Annotated in this window: 21 protein-coding genes; 8 read left to right on the top strand and 13 right to left on the bottom strand. The window is 69.7% G+C overall.

Going from position 1 to position 22,504, the window contains the following annotated elements:
* Positions 1 to 67: 67 nt before the first annotated feature.
* The 4 genes from AC1RRS_RS10790 to AC1RRS_RS10775 all read left to right on the top strand — a co-directional run bounded on the left by AC1RRS_RS10790 (position 68) and on the right by AC1RRS_RS10775 (position 5,489).
* Entirely contained in the window at positions 68 to 2,404 is a 2,337-nt protein-coding gene (locus AC1RRS_RS10790; protein ID WP_492855154.1) for a TonB-dependent receptor, read from the top strand.
* A gap of 81 nt (positions 2,405 to 2,485) precedes the next feature.
* Positions 2,486 to 3,793 carry an APC family permease gene (locus AC1RRS_RS10785; protein WP_492855153.1) on the top strand — a complete coding sequence of 436 codons (1,308 nt, stop codon included), beginning with the start codon at positions 2,486 to 2,488 and terminating at the stop codon, positions 3,791 to 3,793.
* A gap of 13 nt (positions 3,794 to 3,806) precedes the next feature.
* Positions 3,807 to 5,114, top strand: a complete 1,308-nt coding sequence (locus tag AC1RRS_RS10780; RefSeq protein ID WP_492855309.1) for a Xaa-Pro dipeptidase — start codon at positions 3,807 to 3,809, stop codon at positions 5,112 to 5,114.
* Positions 5,115 to 5,243: 129 nt separating this feature from the next.
* Positions 5,244 to 5,489 (top strand): hypothetical protein, encoded by a 246-nt coding sequence (locus tag AC1RRS_RS10775; RefSeq protein ID WP_487287787.1) that lies wholly within the window; start codon positions 5,244 to 5,246, stop codon positions 5,487 to 5,489.
* A gap of 279 nt (positions 5,490 to 5,768) precedes the next feature.
* Here the strand turns inward: AC1RRS_RS10775 and AC1RRS_RS10770 are convergent, their stop codons facing one another.
* The 7 genes from AC1RRS_RS10770 to AC1RRS_RS10740 all read right to left on the bottom strand — a co-directional run bounded on the left by AC1RRS_RS10770 (position 5,769) and on the right by AC1RRS_RS10740 (position 14,038).
* A complete protein-coding gene (locus AC1RRS_RS10770) occupies positions 5,769 to 6,356 on the bottom strand; it encodes a TetR family transcriptional regulator C-terminal domain-containing protein (RefSeq protein WP_492855152.1) in 588 nt (195 codons plus the stop codon).
* Between the two features lie 115 nt (positions 6,357 to 6,471).
* Positions 6,472 to 7,611, bottom strand: a complete 1,140-nt coding sequence (locus tag AC1RRS_RS10765) for an aromatic ring-hydroxylating oxygenase subunit alpha (protein ID WP_492855151.1) — start codon at positions 7,609 to 7,611, stop codon at positions 6,472 to 6,474.
* Positions 7,612 to 7,783: 172 nt separating this feature from the next.
* Positions 7,784 to 9,421 (bottom strand): phytoene desaturase family protein, encoded by a 1,638-nt coding sequence (locus tag AC1RRS_RS10760; protein WP_492855150.1) that lies wholly within the window; start codon positions 9,419 to 9,421, stop codon positions 7,784 to 7,786.
* A gap of 249 nt (positions 9,422 to 9,670) precedes the next feature.
* Complete coding sequence (locus AC1RRS_RS10755; protein ID WP_492855149.1) at positions 9,671 to 10,612, bottom strand: prephenate/arogenate dehydrogenase family protein; 942 nt, start codon at positions 10,610 to 10,612, stop codon at positions 9,671 to 9,673.
* Between the two features lie 141 nt (positions 10,613 to 10,753).
* Positions 10,754 to 11,869: a histidinol-phosphate transaminase gene (gene hisC, locus AC1RRS_RS10750; RefSeq protein WP_492855148.1), complete on the bottom strand. Its 1,116-nt coding sequence runs from the start codon at positions 11,867 to 11,869 to the stop codon at positions 10,754 to 10,756.
* Between the two features lie 40 nt (positions 11,870 to 11,909).
* Positions 11,910 to 12,701 carry a chorismate mutase gene (locus AC1RRS_RS10745; protein WP_492855147.1) on the bottom strand — a complete coding sequence of 264 codons (792 nt, stop codon included), beginning with the start codon at positions 12,699 to 12,701 and terminating at the stop codon, positions 11,910 to 11,912.
* 317 nt (positions 12,702 to 13,018) lie between these two features.
* On the bottom strand, positions 13,019 to 14,038 hold the full coding sequence (locus AC1RRS_RS10740) for a DUF2125 domain-containing protein (protein WP_492855146.1): 1,020 nt from the start codon (positions 14,036 to 14,038) through the stop codon (positions 13,019 to 13,021).
* 38 nt (positions 14,039 to 14,076) lie between these two features.
* Between AC1RRS_RS10740 and AC1RRS_RS10735 the strand changes: the two genes are divergently transcribed.
* Positions 14,077 to 14,625 (top strand): gamma-glutamylcyclotransferase, encoded by a 549-nt coding sequence (locus AC1RRS_RS10735; protein ID WP_492855145.1) that lies wholly within the window; start codon positions 14,077 to 14,079, stop codon positions 14,623 to 14,625.
* Positions 14,626 to 14,753: 128 nt separating this feature from the next.
* Here the strand turns inward: AC1RRS_RS10735 and AC1RRS_RS10730 are convergent, their stop codons facing one another.
* From AC1RRS_RS10730 to ftsE, 4 genes are read right to left on the bottom strand one after another with little or no spacing between them, the layout of a single operon-like run.
* The gene (locus AC1RRS_RS10730; RefSeq protein WP_487287778.1) at positions 14,754 to 15,467 is read right to left on the bottom strand and encodes a lysophospholipid acyltransferase family protein; all 714 of its coding nucleotides are present in this window, start codon (positions 15,465 to 15,467) and stop codon (positions 14,754 to 14,756) included.
* A complete protein-coding gene (locus AC1RRS_RS10725; RefSeq protein ID WP_492855144.1) occupies positions 15,464 to 16,090 on the bottom strand; it encodes a YdcF family protein in 627 nt (208 codons plus the stop codon). Before AC1RRS_RS10725 ends, AC1RRS_RS10730 begins: the two co-directional genes overlap by 4 nt.
* Complete coding sequence (locus AC1RRS_RS10720; RefSeq protein ID WP_492855143.1) at positions 16,087 to 16,980, bottom strand: cell division protein FtsX; 894 nt, start codon at positions 16,978 to 16,980, stop codon at positions 16,087 to 16,089. The genes AC1RRS_RS10725 and AC1RRS_RS10720 overlap by 4 nt, the downstream gene beginning before the upstream one ends.
* Positions 16,980 to 17,711 carry a cell division ATP-binding protein FtsE gene (gene ftsE, locus AC1RRS_RS10715; protein ID WP_487287775.1) on the bottom strand — a complete coding sequence of 244 codons (732 nt, stop codon included), beginning with the start codon at positions 17,709 to 17,711 and terminating at the stop codon, positions 16,980 to 16,982. The genes AC1RRS_RS10720 and ftsE overlap by 1 nt, the downstream gene beginning before the upstream one ends.
* A gap of 57 nt (positions 17,712 to 17,768) precedes the next feature.
* Between ftsE and AC1RRS_RS10710 the strand changes: the two genes are divergently transcribed.
* Together AC1RRS_RS10710 and AC1RRS_RS10705 are read left to right on the top strand one after the other, a co-directional pair.
* Positions 17,769 to 18,743 carry an MJ0042-type zinc finger domain-containing protein gene (locus AC1RRS_RS10710; RefSeq protein ID WP_492855142.1) on the top strand — a complete coding sequence of 325 codons (975 nt, stop codon included), beginning with the start codon at positions 17,769 to 17,771 and terminating at the stop codon, positions 18,741 to 18,743.
* A 15-nt stretch (positions 18,744 to 18,758) separates the two neighbouring features.
* Positions 18,759 to 19,289: a phosphoribosyltransferase gene (locus tag AC1RRS_RS10705; RefSeq protein WP_110118024.1), complete on the top strand. Its 531-nt coding sequence runs from the start codon at positions 18,759 to 18,761 to the stop codon at positions 19,287 to 19,289.
* Between the two features lie 258 nt (positions 19,290 to 19,547).
* Here the strand turns inward: AC1RRS_RS10705 and mnmA are convergent, their stop codons facing one another.
* Positions 19,548 to 20,774, bottom strand: coding sequence for a tRNA 2-thiouridine(34) synthase MnmA (mnmA, locus tag AC1RRS_RS10700; RefSeq protein WP_492855141.1), 1,227 nt, complete (start codon positions 20,772 to 20,774; stop codon positions 19,548 to 19,550).
* 133 nt (positions 20,775 to 20,907) lie between these two features.
* Here mnmA and AC1RRS_RS10695 point away from each other — a divergent pair, with 133 nt between their 5' ends.
* The gene (locus AC1RRS_RS10695) at positions 20,908 to 21,567 is read left to right on the top strand and encodes a GNAT family N-acetyltransferase (RefSeq protein WP_492855140.1); all 660 of its coding nucleotides are present in this window, start codon (positions 20,908 to 20,910) and stop codon (positions 21,565 to 21,567) included.
* Positions 21,568 to 21,574: 7 nt separating this feature from the next.
* Here AC1RRS_RS10695 and AC1RRS_RS10690 read toward each other — a convergent pair whose 3' ends face one another.
* Complete coding sequence (locus AC1RRS_RS10690) at positions 21,575 to 22,498, bottom strand: flagellin (protein WP_110118021.1); 924 nt, start codon at positions 22,496 to 22,498, stop codon at positions 21,575 to 21,577.
* Between the last annotated feature and the right edge of the window lie 6 nt (positions 22,499 to 22,504).

Below are 22,504 nucleotides of genomic sequence, written 5' to 3'. Positions count from 1 at the left end.
TTGCGACCTCAGATTAACTGAAAGAACGTTGTTCTCCTTGGGGCCAAGGAGTGAACACGTGCCGATTATGCGTTCAAAAACAATGAGGTCGGGCCTGCTGGTCACGGCCCTGATGTCGTCAAGCGCGCTCGGGGGAGCGGCCTTGGCGCAGGACGGCGGGGTGGCGCTGGAAGAGGTGGTGGTCACCGCCCAGAAGCGTTCGGAAAACCTGCAGGACGTTCCGGTCAGCATTCAGGCGCTGGGCGAGACCAAGCTGCAGCAGCTGCAGGTCACCAATTTCGCCGACTATGTGAAGTTCCTGCCCAGCGTGTCGTTCACCGGCTCGGGCTCGGGCTTCAACCAGGTCTATATGCGCGGCGTGGCCAGCGGCGGCGACGGCAACCACTCGGGCTCGCTGCCCAGCGTCGGCATCTATCTGGACGAGCAGCCGATCACCACGATCCAGGGCGCGCTCGACATCCACGTCTACGACATCGCCCGGGTCGAGGCCCTGGCCGGACCGCAGGGCACGCTGTACGGCGCCAGCTCGCAGGCCGGCACCATCCGCATCATCACCAACAAGCCCAGCACCGCCAGCTTCAAGGCCGGCTACGACCTGGAGGTCAACACGATCGCCGGCGGCGACGCGGGCTATGTCGCCGAGGGCTTCGTCAACCAGCCGCTGTCGGACACGGTGGCCGTGCGCCTGGTCGGCTGGAGCAAGCGCACCGGCGGCTATATCGACAACGTGCCGTCGACCCGCACCTACCCGACCTCGGGCGTCACCATCGACAACGATGGGGTGGCCAAGAAGGACTACAACGACACCGAGACCTACGGCGCCCGGGCGGCGGTGAAGGTCGATATCGGCGACAACTGGTCGGTCACGCCCCAGGTCATGGGCCAGGTGCAGAAATCGAACGGCTTCGCCGGCTACGATCCCGAGGTCGGCGACCTGGAGATCAGCCACTACTATCCGGAAAGCGCCGACGACCGCTGGGTGCAGGCGGCCCTGACCGTCGAGGGCAAGATCAGCAACCTCGACATCGTCTATGCCGGTTCCTACCTGGAGCGGACGGTGCTGACCGAGCAGGACTACACTGACTACTCCTACTTCTACGACACGCTGTACGGCTACGGCGCCTACTGGACCGACGACGCGGGCAATCCGGTCGATCCCTCGCAGTACATCAACGGCAAGGACCGCTATTCCAAGGTCAGCCACGAGCTGCGCGTGTCCTCGCCGCAGGAGAACCGCCTGCGCTTCGTCGCCGGCCTGTTCTACCAGCGCCAGACCCACGGCATTCACCAGGACTACAAGATCGACGCCCTGGGCGAGTCGCTGTCGGTGGAGGGCCATCCGGGCACCATCTGGCTGACCGAGCAGAAGCGCGTCGACCGCGACAGCGCCGCCTTCGGCGAGGTGTCGTTCGACATCCTGCCCAAGCTGACGGCGACGGCGGGCATCCGCTTCTTCAAGGCCGACAACTCGCTGGTCGGCTTCTACGGCTATGGATCGGGCTACAGCAGCGGCACCGGCGTGGCGGCGTGCTTCAAGGGGCCGGTCGTCGCCGGCTCGCCCTGCACCAACCTCGACAAGCGGGTGAAGGAGACGGGCAACACGCCCAAGTTCAACCTCACCTACAAGGTCGACGACGACAAGCTGGTCTACGTCACCTATTCGGAAGGCTTCCGGCCGGGCGGCATCAACCGGCGCGGCACCCTGGCGCCGTACCTGTCGGACTATCTGAAGAACTACGAGTTCGGCTGGAAGACCAGCTGGGCCCAGAACCGCTTCCGCTGGAACGGCGCGGCCTATTTCGAGAAGTGGGACAAGTTCCAGTTCTCGATCCTCGGCCCCAACGGCCTGACCGAAATCCGCAACGCTGGCGCGGCCGAGATCAAGGGCCTGGAGTCCGACATCACCTGGGCGGTTATCCACGGCCTGACGATCAACGCCGCGGCCGCCTATACCGACGCCCGGCTGGCCGAGAACTACTGTGGTTTCACCGACAGCGCCGGCAATCCGGTGACCACCTGCGCCACGCCGCAGGCGGCGTCGGGCACGCGCCTGCCGGTGACGCCCAAGTACAAGGCCAACGTCACGGCCCGCTACGAGTTCGACGCCGGTTCGTTCAGGGCCTTCGTCCAGGGCTCGGGGGTCGGCCAGTCGGACGTCTTCTCCGACCTGCGGGATTACGAGTCCGGCATCCTGGGGACGGGCGGCGGCTTCGTCACCTTCGACCTGTCGGCGGGCCTCAGCCGCGACACCTGGTCGTTGTCGGCCTACATCACCAACGTCGGCGACAAGCGGGCCAGCAACAACCGCTTCGTCCAGTGCGCCGAGGCGGTGTGCGGCGACAACGTCTATGTGATCCCCAACCAGCCACGAACGATGGGCCTGAAGTTCGGCCAGAAGTTCTGATCGCGGACCACGCACGCGCCGCCTCCGTCCTTCGGGATGGAGGCGGTTGCGCGTTCATCGTGCTGGTGAAAGCATGACCTTATGAGTACGCCCGCGCCCAAGGCCCTCGGCTTCTGGATGTGCAGCGCCCTGGTCGTCGGCAACATGATCGGCTCGGGCGTCTTCATGCTGCCGGCCTCGCTGGCCCCGTACGGCTGGAACGGGGTGCTGGGCTGGATCGTCACCATCGCCGGCGGCCTTTGCCTGGCCTTCGTCTTCGCCCGGCTGGCGGCGGCCCTGCCGCGCGAGGGCGGGCCCTACGCCTACACCCAGGAAGCCTTCGGGCCGGCGGCGGGCTTCATCGTCGCCTGGGCGTACTGGATCTCGCTGTGGGTCGGCAACGCCGCCATCGCCACGGGGGCCGTGAGCTATCTGTCGGTGCTGGTCCCGGCCATCGCCAAGGTCCCCGGCCTGCACGCCCTGGTGACCCTGAGCCTGATCTGGGGGCTGATCGGCGTGAACTGCTTCGGCGCCAGGCTGGCCGGCGAGGTGCAGGTGGTGACCACCGTCCTCAAGCTGCTGCCGCTGGCCGCCGTGCTGGGCCTGTCGGCCTGGCTGCTGACCCAGGCCGGATCGACCGCCGTCTCGGCGCCGTTGCGGGTCTCCGACCTGGGCGGCCCGGGCCTCGTCGCCGCCTCGGCCCTGACCCTTTGGGCCTTGCTTGGCCTGGAGTCGGCCACGGTGCCGGCCGACAAGGTCAAGGACCCGGCCCGCACCATCCCGCGCGCCACCCTGTTCGGCGCGGCCTTTACCGGGGGCGTCTACCTGCTGGTCTGCTCGGCGGTGGTGCTGCTGTCGCCGCCCGACGCGCTGAAGGCCTCCAACGCCCCGATGGCCGAGTTCATCGGCCGGTTCTGGGGATCCGGCGCGGCCATGGCCGTGGCCGCCTTCGCCGCCATCAGCGCCTTCGGGGCTCTGAACGGCTGGGTGCTGCTGCAGGGCGAGATGCCGTATGCGATGGCCCGGGGCGGGGTGTTCCCGGCCTTTCTGGGCCAGTCGTCCAAGCGCGGGACGCCGGTGAGGGCGCACCTGGTCTCGGGCCTGTTCCTGAGCGTGCTGGTGGGCATCAACTACGCCAAGTCGATGGCCGACCTCTTCACCTTCATCGCCCTCTTGGCGACCACGGCCTCGCTGTTCACCTATCTGGCCTGCGCCCTGGCGGCGCTGAAGCTGCAACACGCCGGCCGCGTGCCGGGTTCGCGGCTGCTGACCGTCGTCGCCGTATTGGCCGGGCTCTATGCGGTGTTCACCCTGTTCGGCGCCGGCAAGGAAGCGGTGCTGTGGGGGCTGGTGCTGCTGGCCGCCGGCGTTCCCGTCCATCTGCTGATGCGCCGTGCGGCGCGTGCATGAGGCCCATCGCATGATGCTGCGTTCGACCCTGGCCGTCCTGGCGGCGTTGACCGCTGCGCCGGCCCTGGCGGCCGAGGCGCCCAAGGTGTCTTACGTCCACGCCGGGCAGCTGATCGATCCCGTCGCCGGCAAGGTGCTGACCGAGAGGCTGATCCGCATCGAGGGCGAGCGCATCGTCGCCGTCACCGCCTGGACCGGCGCCCCGACCGACGGCCCGGTGCTGGACTGGTCGGGCCTGACCGTGCTGCCGGGCCTGATCGACATGCACACCCACATCGTCGACCAGGAGCAGACCGAGAACATCGCCGAGCCGCTGCTGACCACGGCCGCCGAGCAGGCCTATATCGGCGCGGCCCACGCCCGCACGACCCTGATGGCCGGCTTCACCAGCGTGCGCGACGTCGGCACCTGGCGGGCCTTCGGCGACGTGGCGCTGCGGGACGCCATCGACAAGGGCCTGGTCCCGGGACCGCGCATGTCGGTGGCCGGGGCCTATGTGACGACGCCCGGCGGGGGCGGGGAGGTGACCGGCATCGCCGCCGACGTGGTCATCCCGGCCGAGATGCGTCGGGGCGTCGTGGAAGACGTGGCCGACACCCATCGCAAGACCCGCGACATCCTGGTGCACGGCGCCGATTTCCTGAAGCTGATCGCCACCGGCGCCGTCCTGACCGTCGGCACCGAGCCCGGCCAGCTGGAGCTATCGAAGGAAGAGATCGAGGCCGCCGTCGAAGAGGCCGCCAAGCGCGGAACCTACGCCACCGCCCACGCCCACGGGGCCGAGGGGATCAAGGTGGCGGTGCGGGCCGGGGTGCGCTCGATCGAGCACGGCTCGCTGATCGACGACGAGGGCATCGCCCTGATGAAGGCCCGGGGAACCTGGCTGGTCGCCGACATCTACAACGGCGATTACATCGACGAGATCGGCACGAAGAACGGCTGGCCGGCAGAGACCCTGCGCAAGAACCGCGAGACCACCGACGCCCAGCGGGACGGCTTCCGCAAGGCGGTCAGGGCCGGGGTGAAGATCGCCTACGGCACCGACGCGGGCGTCTATCCCCATGGCTGGAACGCCCGCCAGCTGCCCTATATGGTCCGCTACGGCATGACGCCGATGCAGGCGATCCAGTCGGCGACGACCAGCGCCGCGGCCCTGATGGGCAAGGACAAGGACGTCGGCTGCGACCAGGCCGGCTGCTACGCCGACCTGATCGCGGTGGCCGGTGATCCGCTGGCCGACGTCGGGCTGCTGCAGGACGTGGCCAAGGTGATGAAGGGCGGCGTCATCTACAAAGACGTTCCCTTGGCGCCAAAAAATTAACCGCTTGAGACCTGGCGCGGCGTGTGCATTGTGCGCTGCAACTCGATGTTGCTGTGCAGCATTGATACAGCTGTCGCGAAGCCGCCCGTGGGGGGAGGCTGGCGTCAGCCTCGATCAAGGAGCCTCCCCATGGCCGACTCGAACCACTACTACGTCCGTCCGGTCGCCGGCGTCTGGCACGTGACCTGGAACGACTCGCCCGAGCTGATCAGCTCCTGCCCGAGCCAGCACGAAGCCGTGGCCCTGGCCCAGCTCCTGGCCCGCCACATGACCAGCCAGGGCCGCTACGCCGAGGTTCACATCGCCGAGCCGGAAGCCCGCCGTCCGACCTGGGGCCGCAAGGGCCTGGCCGGCGCGGCCGCCGCTGCCGCCTGATCCCGAATTTTTCAATCTAGGCTGACTTCCAAGCCGCTCCGACGCCGTCGGGGCGGCTTTTTCTTGGGCTGTTTCAGAGCGTTGGCGTGCCTGCCCCTCCCCCGCTTGCGGGGGAGGGGGACCACGAAGTGGTGGAGGGGGCGAGACTGGGCGCTGAGTTTGCGGTCGCCCCCTCCGTCACGGCGCCGATGGCGCCGCGCCACCTCCCCCGCACGCTTCGCTACGGGGGAGGAGTTTGGTCAACGCCGCCCATACTTGCATGCGAACCCAGCCTTTTCTTCAGCCTAGCCAGGCGCCGGCGGCCGCCTCCAGCGCCCGCACCGCCTCGGTCGGCGAGAAGGTGCTGGGGTCCAGGCAAAGCTCCAGCCACAGCCCGTCGACCATCGCCGTCAGGCCGATCGCCGCCAGCCTGCGCTCGCGCGCGCCGCAGTCGGCCAGCAGGGTCTCCAGCCGCGCCCGGTAGGCGGCGTAGGAGGCCGCGTGGATGGCGGCGATGCGGGGTTTGGTCTTGACCAGGCTCCAGAACCCGATCCAGGCGGCCAGCAGCTCGGCGTCCAGCACCGGCGGGGCGAAGCTGGCGGCCAGATAGGCCGAGAGCCGCGCGCGGGGATCGCGATCCGCCGCCGCCACGGCCGCCTCCAGCGCCGCGTCGATCCGCTGGTCCACGGCCTCGTAGGCGGCTGCGATCAGTTCGTCGACGCCCTCGAAATAGTGCCGCAGCAGGCCGGCCGAGACACCGGCCTCGGCGCAGATCGTCCGTACGGAGGTTCCGGCCACGCCCTCGCGGGCCAGCACGGCCTCGGCGGCCGCGACCAGGGCCTGGCGGCGGACGTCGGGGGTTTCGCGGGTGAAGGGGGCGCGGGTCATGGGAAGACCCCCTCAGTCGCTCCGCGACAGCTCCCCCAGAGGGGGAGCATCTTGGGGACGCGCCAAAAGATCCTCCCCCTCTGGGGGAGGTGGCCCGAAGGGCCGGAGGCGGTCTTCACCACCCCTCCGGCGGCCGAGGCAGGCGGCTCTCCGGGATCAGCGCCCGCAGCTTGCGCCCGAAGCTCCTCAACGACACCTCGCTGGTCGCCAGAGGTCCTGCCGTGAAGGTGCGCGAGGCCATGCCCTGCTGCACCCGCGCCACCAGCTCGGTGTCCTCGGCGTTGACCTGGCGGTTGATGCGCCAGTTCAGATAGCGCGCCGCCTTCATCTCGCGCCGCTCGTCGGGCAGGGCGTAGGCGATCTCGCGGATCATGGTGGTCGTGGCCGAGACGGGGATGAACTGCATGAAGTCCACCTGGTCGGGATAGATGTCGAAGGCGAAGTTCGGCCAGAGCTTGAAATAGGTCCAGAGGCGCTTGCGGTCGGCCGGCAGGTGCGGAACGTCGGGCAAGATGTCCTGATAGAGGCGTTCCGAGGGGGCGTTCGACGGCTCGTCGATCAGTTGCCCCCACATCTTGTCGACCCACGTCTCTGCCTCCACGCCATAACCCTTGCCGAACAGCCGGGTCAGGCCGGGGTGGGCGATCGGGATGTGCAGGCCGTCGGAATAGTTGTCGCTGATGTTCTTCCAGTTGACGTCGCGCGGCCGCAGGGTGACGCGGCCGAAGGGCTGCAGCTCCTCGAACCGGTAGTGGGCGACCTCGGCCTCGTAGGGGGCCATCATGTCGGCGACGCTCGGGCCATCTCCCTCCAGCCGCACGAAGACGAAGCCGCGCCAGATCTCCAGGTCCAGCCTGGCCAGGCCCTGCTTGTCCATCTCCAGCGCCGGATAGCCGTCGCGCATCGGCACGCCGATCAGCCGGCCCTCCAGGTCGTAGGTCCAGGCGTGGTAGGGACAGACGATGCGGCCGCAGCGGCCCGTCGGCCCGTCGAGCAGCCGCGCGCCCCGATGCCGGCAGACATTGGCGAAGGCCTTGGCCCCGCCGTCCTTGCCGCGCACCACGACTAGGCTCTCGCCCACGAAGTCGAAGGTGTGGAAGTCGCCGGCTTTCGGGATGTCGTTGAGGTGGCAGACGATCTGCCACGACGGCCGGAAGACCTTGTCCTGCTCCTCGCGGAAGAACCGCTCCGAGCCGTAGATCCAGCCGGGCAGGCCCCAGTCGGATTGAGGGTCGTGGTTGGAGATCATGTTCATCGCAGAACCTCTCCGAAGAAAGCGCGATCCCTCCCCCTTTGATGGGGGAGGGGCAGGGGTGGGGGTGACAGCGTGTCCGGAAAAGGCGCGGCCTGTGCGACGGCCGCCGCCGTGGTCACCCCAATCCCCGGCCCTTCCCCCATCGAGGGGGAAGGGAGAAGCGCGCGGCCGCTCACCGCCCCACCACGGCCAGCTTCACCGCCGTGGTGAAATCCTTGTCGCGCAGGATTTCGCGGGCGGCGTTGCGGCCAGGATTGCCCGACACCCCGCCGCCGGGATGCGTGCCCGCCCCGCACATGTAGAGGCCCTTGATCGGCGCGCGGTGGCTGGCGTGGCCCAGCAGCGGGCGGGCGGCCCACAGCTGATCCAGCGACATGTTCCCGTGCATGATGTCGCCGCCGATCAGGCCGAACTTCCGCTCCAGATCCAGCGGCGACAGGATCATCCGGCCCAGCACCGAGGCCTTGAAGTTCGGGGCCCAGCGGTCGACCGTGTCGATGATCAGGTCGGCGGCTGCCTCGCGCTCGGCGTCCCAGGACCGTTCGTCGGGCAGGGTCGGGGCGAACTGCTGGCAGAACAGGCTGGCCACGTGCTGGCCGGGCGGGGCCAGGGTGGGGTCGATGGTCGAGGGGATCAGAATCTCGACGATCGGGGCCTTGCTCATGCCGCCGGCCTTGGCGTCGCGATAGGCGGCGTCCATGTAGTCGAGGCTGGGGGCGATGACGATCCCGCTCTGGTGATGCTCGGCCATCGCCTTGCCGGGCAGGGCGGTGAAGTCCGGCAGTTCCGACAGCGCCACGTTCATCCGGAAGGTGCCCGAGCCGTTCTTGTAGCCGTCGATCGCCTTGCGGAAATCGGCCGGCAGGGCCGAGGGGGCGACCAGCTTCTTGTAGAGCAGGGCCGGGTTGACGTTGGCGCTGACGATCGGGGCCATGATCTGGCGGCCGTCGACCAACTGGACGCCTACGGCCTTTCCGCCCCCAGGGGCGTTTTCGACATGCACGCCCTCGACCGGCGCGTTCAGCAGGATCTCGACCCCGGCCTTCTCGCAGGCCTTCGCCATGGCCTGGGTGATCGCGCCCATGCCGCCGACCGCATGGCCCCAGGCGCCCTTCTTGCCGTTCACCTCGCCGAAGGTGTGGTGCAGCAGCACATAGGCCGAGCCGGGCGTGTCGGGGCTGGCGTAGTTGCCGACCACGGCGTCAAAGCCGAAGGCGGCCTTGACCGGCTCGCTCTCGAACCAGCCGTTCAGGAAATCGCGCGCGCTCTTGGTGAACAGGTCGAGCAGGTCGCGCTTGCGTTCGCGCGACAGCATGGCGAGACGCCCGCCCTGGCGCAGGGCGCGCAGGATCCCCGGCAGGCCGTCGCCGAGATTGGGCGGGGTCTCCTGGGCCAGGGCGCGCAGCACGTCGCCGATCTCGTCGAGCATGGCGTAATAGGCCGGCAGCACCTCGGCGTCGCGGCGGCTGAACTTGCGGAACTGCTCCTGAGTGCGTTCCAGGCCCCCGCCGAGCTTGATGTATTTGTCGTCGGAGATCGGCAGGAAGTTCGAGATCGGCCGCTCCAGGAAGGTCAGGCCGAACCCGTGCAGGTCCATGTCGGCGATGACCCGCGGATTGAGCAGGCTGACCGTGTAGCTGGCCACGGAGTTGCGGAAGCCGGGATGGAACTCCTCGGTCACCGCCGCCCCGCCGACCACGCTCCGGGCCTCGCAGACGGTGACCTTCATCCCGGCCCTGGCCAGATAGAAGGCGCAGACGAGGCCGTTATGGCCCCCGCCGATGATCACGGCGTCGCGGGTGTCGGTCATCGTCTCTCTCCCCAGGAGGCGTCTGGGAGGGAGGTTGCTATACGAGTGTAAAATAGTCCAGAGGCGCGGAGAAACCTCTCCCATAGGGAGAGGGAGGGGCCCGCTGCGAAGCGGTGGGAGGGTGAGGGGTTTCAAACTGTCGGGCTTAGGCGCGGGCCCGGAGGTTCCACCTGCCAGCAGTGAAACCTCTCACCCTCCCACGCCTTGCGGCGCGGGCCCCTCCCTCTCTCAAAGAGAGAGGGGTCTAGCTTAGTGCTTCCCGCGATCGCGCCCGAAGTTCGGCTCGGCGCTTTCCTGGCCGGCCGCCACGATGCCTCGACGGATCGCCCGGGTGCGGGTGAAGTGGGCGTGCAGGGTGTCGGCGTCGCCCCAGCGGATGGCGCGGCTCATGGCCTGCAGGTCCTCGGTGAAGCGGCCCAGCATCTCCAGCACCGCGTCCTTGTTGGCCACGAAGATGTCGCGCCACATGGTCGGGTCGCTGGCGGCGATGCGGGTGAAGTCGCGGAAGCCCGAGGCCGAGTACTTGATCACCTCGTTCTCGGTGACGTTCTCCAGGTCGGCCGCGCTGCCGACGATGGTGTAGGCGATCAGGTGGGGCAGGTGGGAGACGACGGCCAGCACCAGATCGTGGTGCTTTTCCTCCATCAGCTCGACCTGGGCGCCGCAGGCGCGCCAGAAGGCCGACAGCTTGGCCACGGCGGCGGCGTAGGCCTCGTCGTCGCGGTCGGCCAGCGGGGTCAGGATGGTCCAACGGCCTTCGAACAGCTCGGCGAAGCCGGCGTCGGGACCCGATTGCTCGGTGCCGGCGATCGGGTGGCCGGGGATCGGGAACACCTTGGCCAGTTCCGGGGCGCGGAAGGCCTCGGCGATGGTGGCCTTGGTCGAGCCGACGTCGGTCAGGGTGGCGCCGGCCTTGAGGTGCGGAGCGACGGCGGCGGCGACGTCGCCGATCGACAGCACCGGCGTGGCGATGACCACCAGGTCGGCGTCCTTCACCGCTTCCGCCAGGTCGCCGGTGACGTGGTCGGCCAGGCCGATCTCGACAGCGCGGGCGCGGTGGGCCTCGCTGGCGTCGACGATGGTGACCTCGCCGACCACGCCGTGGGCGCGCGCGGCCAGGATCACCGAGCCGCCGATCAGGCCGGCGCCGACGACGGTCATCTTGGGATAGAGCAGGCCGGTGGGTGACATGGCTTTGTTCTTATAAGCCCTCCCCCTCGATGGGGGAGGGTTGGGTGGGGGTGATGCGGCGGTCGATCGTAGTGCGGCGGAGCGGCGGGGGTCACCCCCATCCCCGACCCTTCCCCCCCATCGAGGGGGAGGGGAGGTTTCCTACCGCCCCACGAACTCGGCCAGAAGATCCACGACCGCGCGATTGTGCTCTTCGCGGCCGATGGTGATGCGCAGTGAATTGGGCAGGCCGTAGTTGGCGACGGCGCGGACCAGATAGCCCTTGCCGGCCAGGAAAGCCTCGGCGTCGAGGGCGGTCTTGCCCGGCGTCGTCGGGAAGTCGACCAGCACGAAATTGGCGGCCGACGGCGTGACGCTCAGGCCAAGGCCGCCCAGCTGCTGGGCCAGCCACGGCCGCCACTGCTCGACCAGCGCCACGGATGCGGCCTCGAAGGCGCGGTCGGCCAGGGCGGCGATCGCCGCTTCCTGAGCCGGGATCGAGGTGTTGAACGGCGGGCGGATGCGCTCGATCGGATCGATGATGTCGGCGTCCGCATAACCCCAGCCGACCCGCAGGGACGCCAGGCCGTGGATCTTCGAGAAGGTGCGGGTGACGACGACGTTCCGGGCCTCGCGCGCCAAGGCCAGGCCGTCCTCGAAGCGCGGATCGGTGCAGAACTCGGCATAGGCGCCGTCCAGCACCAGGATCACCGACGGCGGCAGGGCCGCGTGCAGGTCGCGGATCTCTTCGCCCGTCAGCCATGTGCCCGTGGGGTTGGCCGGATTGGCGACGAAGACGATGCGGGTGCGCGCGTCGACCTGCTTTACCGTCTCTTCGAGGTCGATGCGGCGGTTCGGTTCGGCGGCGAAGCGGACTTGCGCCTGGCAGGCGCGCGCCCCGATCGCATAGGCGGCGAAGCCGTGCTCGCCCTGGACGATGTTGTCGCCGGGTTCGAGATAGGCTTGGCACAGCAGGGCGAAGATCTCGTCGCTGCCGTCGCCGAAGGTCAGGCGCTCGGGCTCCAGGCCGTAACGTTCAGCGACGGCGGCGCGCAAGGCCCCGGCCTTGCCGTCCGGATAGACGTGCAGGCGGTCGGCGGCGTCGCGATAGGCGGCTTTCGCCTGCTCGCTGCAGCCCAGGACGTTCTCGTTGCTCGACAGCTTCACCGGATGGGCGATCCCCTCGATCTTCGACTTGCCGCCCACATAGGCGGCGATGTCGAGGATCCCCGGCTTGGGCAGCGGACGGGGCGAGGCGGAGCGGTCGGAAGCGGTCATCACGGGTCTCGGCGGGCGCCTGGAAGAGGCGCGGCCCTACTTACACGTCGAAGGGAACGGGGGCAGCCCCGACCACGCCCGACAGCTGGCCCGGCGCGCGGGCCAGGCGCTCGTCGTCGCGCTGGTAGAAGCCCGACAGCGAGAACAGCTTCAGTCCGCCGGCCTCGGCCACCGGCTCGGCGGCGACGCCGTCGGCGCCCAAGGCCTCGACGATGGCGGTCGCGCTCTTGGCGCTATCGGTGACCCAGAAGGTCTGGTCGCCGCCGGTCGGTTCGACCTCGACTTCGGCTACCGCGAAGGCGGCCTGCGGACCCCAGCGGGTCAGGCAGGGCAGGGCGGCGAAGATGTTGAGCGTCGGCTCGGCCAGCAGGCGGCCCCACCAGGCGCTGCCCGGTTGCAGGCCCAGCACGGCGACGCCCCACGGCGTCTTGGCGGCGGCCAGGGCGTCTTTCTCGGCCGCAACCACGGCCATCGGCGGGGCGGCGCCGAAGCGCGAGCGGGCCAGCTCGACCGTGCGGCCGTCGCCCCAGACGGTGAGGTGGAACGGGCCCTGGCGCGACAGGCTGTCGGCCATCAGCTCGCGCCAGATGCGGATCAGCAGGGCGTCGGAGGCGTCGTTGCGCGGCGCGGCCAGCAGCTTGCGGACGATCAGGGCCTCGCGGCCGGGACGCAGGCCAAAACCGGTGTCGCCGGCGGCGCGCTTAGCCGTGGCGACGGCGCGCGACAGGCCGGCCCGCTCGTCGATCAGCGCGAGCAGTTGGCTATCGATGGCGTCGATGCGCCATCGGACCTCGTCCAGCGAGGGCGGCGTCTCGTCCGCGTCGCGACCCATGTCTATCCCCGAAAATGAGGGCCGGAACATAGACTTTGCCGCGAAGGGCGCAATAGCCGCATCGCCGGGGAAGGAAATTGCGTTGGTCTAAGATCCCTCTCTCATAGAGAGAGGGAGGGGCCCGCGCCGAAGGCGTGGGAGGGTGAGAGGTTACAAACTGTCCGAACAAGGCGCGGCGTCGCCACCTGGATAGCCTCTCTTAGAGCCAATTGACCCACCGCTGTACGCTTTAGGATTTACCGGCAGACGGTGAAACCTCTCACCCTCCCACCGCTTCGCGGTGGGCCCCTCCCTCTCTCAAAGAGAGAGGGTTTCCCCTAGCGCGGCACGTACACCTGCGGCGAAGGCCCCGTGTCGAACGGGCCCAGGCGCGTGCGGCCGTTCTGGAAGTCCAGGGTGGCGCTGAGCGTCGGGTCCTGGCCGGCGGCCGCGGCGATCGCGGCGGCGGCCGAGCGCGCGTCGGTGATCGCCTCGGCGGGGCTGGGCTTTTCGCGCACGGTGACGTCGAGGGCGCCGCGCAGGCGGCCGTTCGGATCGACGGTCAGGGCGCCGGATTTGGCCTCGATCAGGGCGTCGCCGGCGGTCAGCTTGCCGCTCTCGACACTGATGGCGCCGCCGGCGGCGGTCCAGTCGCGCACCGCGTCGGTCCAGTTGTCGCCGCGCAGGGCCGAGGCCTTCGACAGGCGCGAGTCCCAATAGAGCGAGGCGGTGCGGTCCTGGGCGATGCGACCCAGCAGGCCGGTGAAGGCCACCTTGGCGCCGTCGGCCTTGAACAGGATCGCGGCCTGGTCGTCTGGCCCGGCGCGCAGGTGCAGCTGCAGGGCGTCGGTCGAGCTGATCGGGAAGGGCTCGACATCGGCGGCCGTGGTGAAGACCAGCTTGGCGCCCTCGATCGAGATGCGCGGCGGATACTGGTCGAAGCCGGCCAGGCTGGCGCGCAGGGCCTCGCCGGTGACGACCACGTCGCCCTTTTCCGGACGGGTCAGCACCACGCCGGCCGGGGCCACGATCATCCAGTGGCCGACGCCGTAGATCATCGCCTCGCCCTTCAGCTGCGGCGCACGGACGGCCCAGCCCGACGGCTCGGCGACACGGGCGTTCTCCAGCCGCACGTCGAGGCGGAAGGGAAAGCCGGTGACCTCGCGCCGGGTCCAGGACAGGTCGTAGCCCTCGGCCTTCAGGTGGGCGGCGGTGGCGTCCATCCGCGTGACCATCTCGTTGCGCAGCCAGAACCAGCCGACGCTCCAGACGATGCAGACCAGGGCCGCGAGGACGAAAGGCAGGACCAGGCCGCGACGGCGGGGCTTGCGGGACGGCGTCGGGTCGCTATGGGTCATGGGCGAAGGGGCTGTTCCGGTCGGTGAGGGTGTCAGGCGTGTCGAGCGAGCAGCCGCGGGGCGGCGATCGTTGGGTGTTCGGTTACGGATCGCTGATGTGGCGGCCCGGGTTCCCGTTCATAGACCGAAGAACGGCGGTCCTCCATGGGCGCAGGCGCGCCTTCTGCATCTATTCGGTGCATCATCGGGGGACGTACGAGCGGCCGGGCCTGGTGCTGGGCCTGGCTCCGGGCGGGGCGGTGCGCGGCGTGGCCTATCGCGTCGCGGAAAGCGCCTGGTCCGAGGTCTACGCTTACTTGCGCGAACGCGAGCAGCCGACCGAGACCTATTTCGAGGCCTGGTCGAAGCTGAAGATCGACGGAAACGGCGAGGTCCCGGCCCTGGTGTTCCTGTCCGACCGCAAGCACGGGCAGTGGGCGGGGGCGCTGAGCCTGGAGCAGCAGGCCGAGCTGATCGCCGGGGCGCGCGGGCTGTCGGGGCCGAACATCGACTATCTGCGGGATCTGGTCGGGCACCTGCGTGAGGACGGGGTGCGGGACCACGCGATGGAGGCGTTGCTGAAGATGGTCGAGGCTAGGGAAGGCTGAGCCGCCCTGGCGGGCGGCCCCCTCCGGCCCTCTGGGCCACCTCCCCCAGAGGGGGAGGATTTATGGCGCCAAGATGCTCCCCCTATGGGGGAGCTGTCGCGGAGCGACTGAGGGGGACGCCGCAGGCGTCAGATGTGTTCGTCTTCCAGCGCCTTCGTCGCGGTGTCGATCCGCGTCTGCAGTTCGCGCATGAACTCGCCGCGCTTGAGGCCGGCGGGGATGGGCGGCAGGTATTCGAAGACGATGACGCCGGGCTCGACCAGCAGGCTCTTGTGCTTCCAGTGCTGGCCGCAGTTCAGCGCCAGCGGGGTCACCGGCAGCTCCAGTTCGCGATAGAGCGCGGCGATGCCGGGCTTGTAGTCGCCGGGCTCGCCGACCTTGCCGCGGGTGCCTTCGGGGAAGATCACGACCTGGCGGGTCTCCTTCATGCGGTCGATGGAGTCGCGGACCAGCTTCTTCAGGGCCGTCGAGTGGCCCTTGCGATCGACGACGATCATCTTGGCCTTCAGGCCGTGCCACCCGAACAGCGGCACCATCAAGAGCTCCTTCTTCATCACGAAGCAGGCGTCGGGCAGGATGGCGAACTGGCTGAAGACGTCGAACATCGACTGGTGCTTGGCGGCCACCAGCGCCGGGCCGGTGGGAACGTATTCCTTGCCGCGCACCTCGACCTTCACCCCCGCCAGCACGCGCAGGGCCAGGATCACGCCCTGGGACCAGAAGCGCAGCACGGCGCGATTGGCCGCGCGCGGCATCAGCAGGGTCACCAGCATCAGCGTGGCCAGGGTGGCCGACCACAGCCAGAAGAACAGCTGGAACAGGAACGAGCGCAGGTAGATCAAGTGTCTTTTTCCTTCGCCGACGTCTCGGCGGGCTTGTCTTTCGGACCGAGGTTCAGGAACGCCTCGCGCCCCAGGATCGCCAGGTACTTGCAGTATTCCACGATCATCCGCCGGGCGGTGTGGCTGCGCTTCCACCAGCGGCGGGCGTTGAGGCTTTCGGTGGCCACCGGATAGGCGTGCAACTGGACGTCCGGCATGGTGGCGTGCAGCTCCAGCATCGAGCGCGGCATGTGATAGTCGGCGGTGACGACGATCAGGCTCTCATAGCCGCGGGCCTTGGCCCATTCGGCGGTCTCGCGGGCGTTGCCGACGGTGTCGGCGGCGGCGAAGCCCAGGTCCACGCAGCAGTCGTAGATCGGCTTGACGGCCTTGGTGACGTCCTGGACGTCAGCGCGGGTGGCCTCGCGGTTGACGCCCGAGATCAGCAGGCGCTTGCCCTTGCCGGCCTCCAGCAGCTTGGTGGCCGCCTCCAGGCGCAGGTTCGAGGCGCCGGTCAGCACCACGACGCCGTCGGAGACGGGGGGATCGGCCGCCGGGGTCGAGCGCTCCACCCGCGAGGTGAAGGCCAGCAGGCCCAGGGTCCAGATCATCACCACGATCAGAAAGGCGGCGATGCTCTTCACGGCATGTCCTTCAGCAGGCGGAGGGCCGCGGCGCGCGCGGCCAGCCCCGCGACCAGGGCGGCGATCAGCGGGCAGGGCAGGGGCGCCAGAAGGTCGATCCACGCCAGCGGCAACACCGGCGTGAGGCCCGTGCCGCCCCCCGCCAGCCGCGCCGTCACCCCGACGATGACCGCGGCCGCGCCGCCGAGCAAGCCCGCGCTGGCGGCCATGGCCGCGAAACGGTTCTGGAACAGCCTGGCGATGAAGCCGGCCTCGGCCCCTGAAAGGTGCAGCACCTCGATCACCTCGTGACGGGCGGCCAGGCCCGCCCGGGTGGCGAAGGTGATGACGGCGGCGGCGGCGGCGGCGATCAGGGCGAAGACGCCCAGCGCCGCCCAGCGGGCCAGGCCCGCGCCGCGCTCGATGTCGGCGATCCAGCGGCTGTGGTCGTCGACGATGGCGTCGACGGCGGCTTCTTTCAGGGCCTTGGTCAGGGTCTCGGCGGAGGCGGGGGCCTTGGGATCGAGGTCGAGGGTGACCAGGCGCGGGGTCGGCAGGTCGGCGACCAGGGCGTCGCGGCCGATCCACGGCTCCAGCAGGGCCTCGGCCTTGTCCTTCGTAAGCGCTTGCGCCTGGGTGACGCCCTTGACCCCGGCCAGGGTCTCGGCGGCGCGGGCGGCGGCGCTGTCGGGCGTCTCGCCGGCCTTGGCGCGGACGACGACGGTGGCCGAGCCGGTTAGCTGGGCGCTCCAGCCCTCGGCTGCGCGGTTGGCGGCCAGGGCGGCCAGAGCGGTCAGGCAGGCCAGGAAGCACAGCACGGCGACGACGAAGACCAGCGCCCCGTCGCGGGCGTCGCGCGGCGGCAGCAGCGGGCCGGGCTTCCAGCGGTTGATGTCGAAGGGACCGCTCATCACGCCTCGCCCGGCTCGATCAGGCGGCCGTGCTCCAGGTGCAGCACCGGGCGGGCGGCGCGGGCGACCAGCTCCTCGTCGTGGGTGGCGATCAGCACCGTGGTGCCCAGGCGGTTGAGCTCGACGAACAGGCGCAGCAGGCGCAGCGACATGGCTGGATCGACATTGCCGGTGGGTTCGTCGGCCAGCAGCACGTCGGGCCGGTCGACCACGGCGCGGGCGATGGCTAGGCGCTGCTTCTCGCCGCCCGACAGGGTGGCCGGCAGGGCGTGCATGCGCTCGCCCAGGCCCACCCAGTGCAGCAGCTCGGCGACGTCGTCGCGATAGGTGGCCGGCTTGCGGCCGGCGATGCGCAGAGGGAGGGCTGCGTTGTCGAACACCGACAGGTGCTCGAGCAGGCGGAATTCCTGGAACACCACGCCGATGCGGCGGCGCAGGAAGGGCAGGTCGCCGGCGTGGACCAGGCTGATGTCGCGTCCGAACAGCTCGACGCGACCCCGTGACGCACGATGCGCCAGATAGATCAGCTTGAGCAGCGAGCTCTTGCCCGCGCCCGAGGCGCCGGTGAGGAAGTGAAACGACCCGGGGGCAAGGGAAAAGCCGACGTCGCGCAGGGTTTCGGGACCCCGTCCGTAGCGCATCGACACGCCTTCGAAACGGACCACGGGAACGGCGTCGAGGTCCTGATCTGCGCCGGTCCGCACGGGTGTGTCGATGGGGTTTCTGGACATCAGGGTTAAAATCGGCGACCTCCAATGCTGTAAAGCGGGGATGACCGATTCGCGGCCATGATACTGACCTGTCCGGAGTGCGCCAGCCGCTATTTCGTCGACGACGCCAAGGTCGGTGCGACCGGTCGTGTCGTGCGTTGCGCCTCGTGCGGCGCGCGCTGGACCGCGCGTAACGAAAACGCCGCCGACGAGGAGCTGTTCGATGCGCCGTCGGCCGCCGGGACGCCCCCGGGGCCGGCCAACGACGGGGCCGCCGCGGCCGCGGCGCTGGATCCCCTGCACGCCCTCGACGACACGCCCGAACCCGAGCCGCCGGTCAGCGCCCTGCCGGGCGAGGAACTGCCCAAGGTGTTCCGCGCCCGCGCCGACGCAGAGCGCCGCCTGAAGGAAGCCAAGACCACCGGCATCGTCTGGGGCGGCATGGTCGCGGTGATGGTGGTGGTGCTGGTCGGGGCCGGGGTGTTCCGCCTCAACATCGGCAAGCTCTGGCCGAGCACCGCCGGCGCCTACGCCATGGTCGGCGCGCCGATCAACACCATCGGCCTGATCGTCGAGGAAAACAGCATCCGGGCCGAGCCGACGATGCAGGACGGCCGCGCCGCCCTGACCATCACCGGCGTGATCCGCAACATCACCGAAAAGCCGGTGCAGGCGCCGCCGCTGCGCATCGCCCTGCTCAACAAGGCCCAGAAGCGCGTGGCCGGCCAGCTGGCCGCCGCCGCCGACCCGACCATCCCGCCGGGCCAGACCCGCCACTTCTCGGTCGTCCTGCTGAACCCGCCGTCCAGCGCCCAGGTGCTGGAGATCGCCTTCGCGGTCGAGAAGGGCGCGGGCCATGCGGTGAAGACCGGCCTGCACGCGGCCGAGGGCGGCCACGGCGAGCCGGAACTGCGCGGCGCCCAGGACACGCCGACGCAGGATCATGCCGCCGCCGAGGGGCATACGGAGGATTCCGCGGCCGAAGGGGCTGGACATGACGCCCCTGGTCATGAGACCGGAGCGGCCGAAGCGGCTCCCGCCGAGCATCATTGACCAAGATCCCCTGACATGACCGATCCCGCCCGCCCCGAAGTGCTCATTTCAGAGCAAGAAATCGCCGAGCGGGTCGAGGCCCTGGCCCGTCAGATCGCGCCGCGCATCGACGACGACACCGTCGCCGTCTGCCTGCTGACCGGCGGGCTGTGGTTCGCCGCCGACCTGACCCGCGCCCTGTGGAAGGCCGGCCGCAACGTCCGCTTCGACGCCCTGTGGCTGGCCTCGTACCATGACGAGCGCAAGAGCACCGGCCGCTGCGAAGTGCGCGCCGACCTGCAGCGCCCGCTGGTCGGCCGTCGCGCCCTGGTGGTCGACGACGTGTTCGACACCGGCCTGTCGCTGTCGGAAGCCGCCCGCCTGGTGAAGGACGCCGGCGCCAGCGAAGTGCTGACCGCCGTCTTCGCCCGCAAGCCCTGGCCGACCTCGCGCGGCATGGAGCCCGACTTCGTGGCCTGGGAAGCCCCGGCCCGCTATCTGGTCGGCTACGGCCTCGACGACGAAGGCAAGAGCCGCGGCCTGCCCTACATCGGCGCCCTGGACTAAGCCCCCTGGTCCTTCTCCCCTTGCGGGAGAAGGTGTCGGCGAAGCCGACGGATGAGGGGTCTCTCAGACGCAAAACGCCGCGAAAGCTGATCGGCTTTCGCGGCGTTTCTGTTTGCAGCGAACCTCCCCCAGAGGGGGAGGCGATCGCGTAGCGATCGGAGGGGGGAGTTGGTGCAAGATCGGCCGACGCCTCGGAAGCTGAAAACGGCCCCCCACCGGCCTGCGGCCGCCTCCCCCACAGGGGGAGGTTCCTTGTGGTCAGTCCATCGCCCTGACGGTCGTGGCGATGAACCCGCCGCCGAGCACGCGCTCCGGATCGGCGGGGTCGTAGAGCACGCAGGCCTGGCCGGGGGCGACGCCTTCTTCCAGGCCGTCGAACACCAGCCGCACGCCGCCGTCTTCCAGCGACAGCCGGCCGGCGACCGGCTCACGGGTCGAGCGCACGCGGGCCAGGACCGGCGCCTGGGCCTTGGCGGCCTCGATCAGGTCGTCCTCGCCGCCCAGCCAGTTGTCTTCCTTCAGGGTCAGCGACTTGGTCAGCAGCGCCTCGCGCGGACCGACCACGACGTGGCGCTTTCCGGCGTCGATGCGCACTACGAACAGCGGCTCACCCGTGCCGCCGCCGACGTTGAGGCCGCGTCGCTGGCCGATGGTGTAGCGGGTGACGCCTTCGTGGCGGCCCAGCACCTTGCCGTCCATGTGCACGATATCGCCGGCCTCGGCCCCCTGCGGGCGGATGCGGTCGATCACCGTGGTGTACTTGCCCTCGGGCACGAAGCAGATGTCCTGGCTGTCGGGCTTGTCGGCCACCGACAGGCCCAGGGCGGCCGCGACGGCGCGGACCTGCGGCTTGGCGAAGCCGCCCAGCGGGAAGCGCAGGAAGTCGAGCTGCTCGCGCGTGGTGGCGAACAGGAAGTAGGATTGGTCCTTGCCCGGGTCGGCCGCGCGGCGCAGCTGCGGGCGGTTGCCGCCGCCGACGAAGCCGCGCTGAACGTAGTGGCCGGTCGCCATGGCCTCGGCGCCCAGGTCGCGGGCCACGTCCAGCAGGTCGCGGAACTTGACGGTCTGGTTGCAGCGCACGCAGGGGATCGGCGTTTCGCCGCGCAGATAGGCGTCGGCGAACTCCTCGATGACCTGTTCCTTGAAGCGGCTTTCGTAGTCCAGCACGTAGTGCGGGATGCCGATCCGCTCGGCCGCCATGCGGGCGTCCATGATGTCCTGGCCGGCGCAGCAGGCGCCCTTCTTCGAGATCGCCGCGCCGTGGTCGTAGAGCTGCAGGGTCACGCCCACCACGTCGTAGCCGGCGCGGGCCAGCAGGGCGGCGGTGACGGTCGAGTCCACGCCGCCGGACATGGCCGCGACGATCCGGGTTCCCTCGGGAAGACCGACGGCCTGCTTCACCGCCTGGGCGGCCTGCGCGATCAGGGCGTCGCCCTCGGCGACGGGGGCGTGGGCGGGGTCGAAACGGGCGAGGTCGGCGTCCATCGCGGCTATTTAGGCCCTGAGCGACGGTTTTGCGAGGCTGAGCAGCGTCGCAGGTCGCGTCGGCTTGCAATCATGCTGACAAAGGGCGGAGGCAGGGCGGGTTATCCGGGGCGTTCGGGCGAGGGGAGAGACGATGACGGCGGACGATCACGCGGCGGACCCGAGACTGGTCGAGGCCTGGGTCGACGGCTGGGCGCTGTCGCGCGGCGTGACGAGGCCTGAGCGGATCGCGGGCGGCTTTCACCTGACGGTGGGCGCGCCGGGGCATCTGGCGCGCTACGTCTTTCCCGCGCTCGACGCGGTCGCTCTTGCCCGGCTGGGGCGGGGGATCGATCAGCCGGGCGTGTTCCTGAAGGCGTTCTGCCCGCCCGAGGCGCTGATCGCGGCCCTCGACGAGCGCTGGCGGCTGGAAAGCTGCGCCGACCTGATGGCGACGGTCCTGGACGGCGCCCCGGTGGTCGAGCCCGATCCCGCCTATCGCCTGTCGACGACCCTCGAAGGCGCGGTGCTGGTCATCGCCGCGACGGCCCCGGACGGGACGCTGGCGGCCTCCGGGCGCGCGGCGCTCACCGGACCGTTCGCGGTGTTCGACAAGATCGTCACGGATCCGGCCCACCAGAGGCGAGGTCTCGGCCGGGCCGTGATGACGCGCCTCGGCGCCGAAGCCGTCGCCCGCGGGGCGGAGGAGGGCGTCCTGGCCGCCACGGTCGAAGGGCGGGCGCTCTATGAGGCGCTCGGCTGGCGGTTCGAGGGCCGCCTCCACACGGCGGTCATCCCAGGTCCCGACGCCTAGACGACGCCTACTTCAGCACGTTCAGCAGCGACGAGCTCTGCAGCGTCGAGAACACCTGGGCCGAGGCCTGGACCGCCAGCTGGGCGGCCTGGAGGCGGGTGACGGCCTCGGCCATGTCGACGTCGACGACGCCGCCGATCATCACCGTCAGGCTGTCGGACTGGTTCTGCAGCGCGGTCTGGGCGTCCTCGAAGCGGCTCTGGTTCAGGCCGTTCTTGCCCTGGGCGGTCGTCAGGCCCTTCTGGGCGGTGTCGAACGACGACAGCGTGCCCTTCAGGAAGGTGGTCTGGGCCTCGGTCAGGTTGCCGCTGAAGGCGCCGTTGGCGTCGACATAGGCCTGGATCTGCTTGAAGGCGTCGAAGAGGTCCGTGCCCAAAGCGTCGCCCAGCACGCCGGTCTTCACCGTCGTCGACTCGTCGATGCGGTTGGTGGTGACGTACTGGTCGTTCTGGAACAGCGAGGCCGTGCTGGGCGCGGCCGTCAGGTCGGCCATGCTGGTCGCCGTGGTCGTGGGGGTGTCGGTCTTGGCGCCCGAGAACACGTAGTAGCCGTTGGACTTGGTGTTGAGGCCGCGCACCGCGTCGCCGAAGGCGTTCTGGAGCTGCTCCATCAGGGTGGTGGCGTTGCCGGCCGCCAGGGCGTTGGCGATCGCCTCGCGGGCGTCGCCGGCCGCGTCGGAGACCTGGCCGATGCCGGTGTCCTGCATGTCCAGGCGGTTGGAGACCAGCTTGGTCTGGTCGAGGAAGCCGTCGATCTTGGCCTGGGCGCTCTTCATCGCCGTCAGCATCTCGGCGTTCTTGGCGTAGCCCTTCAGGTCGCTGGCGATCTTCTGGCTGGAGACCTGTTCGCCGATCTCGTTCTGGCGCACCTGCGCCAGCATGAGATTGGAGGTCATCACGCCGAAGTTGCTGGAAGTGGAGACACGGGTCATGGGCGG

Source organism: Caulobacter sp. GW821-FHT12A07 (assembly GCF_058807655.1).
Note: the sequence above shows the minus strand (reverse complement) of the source record. Positions and strands in the feature narration are given on the sequence as shown.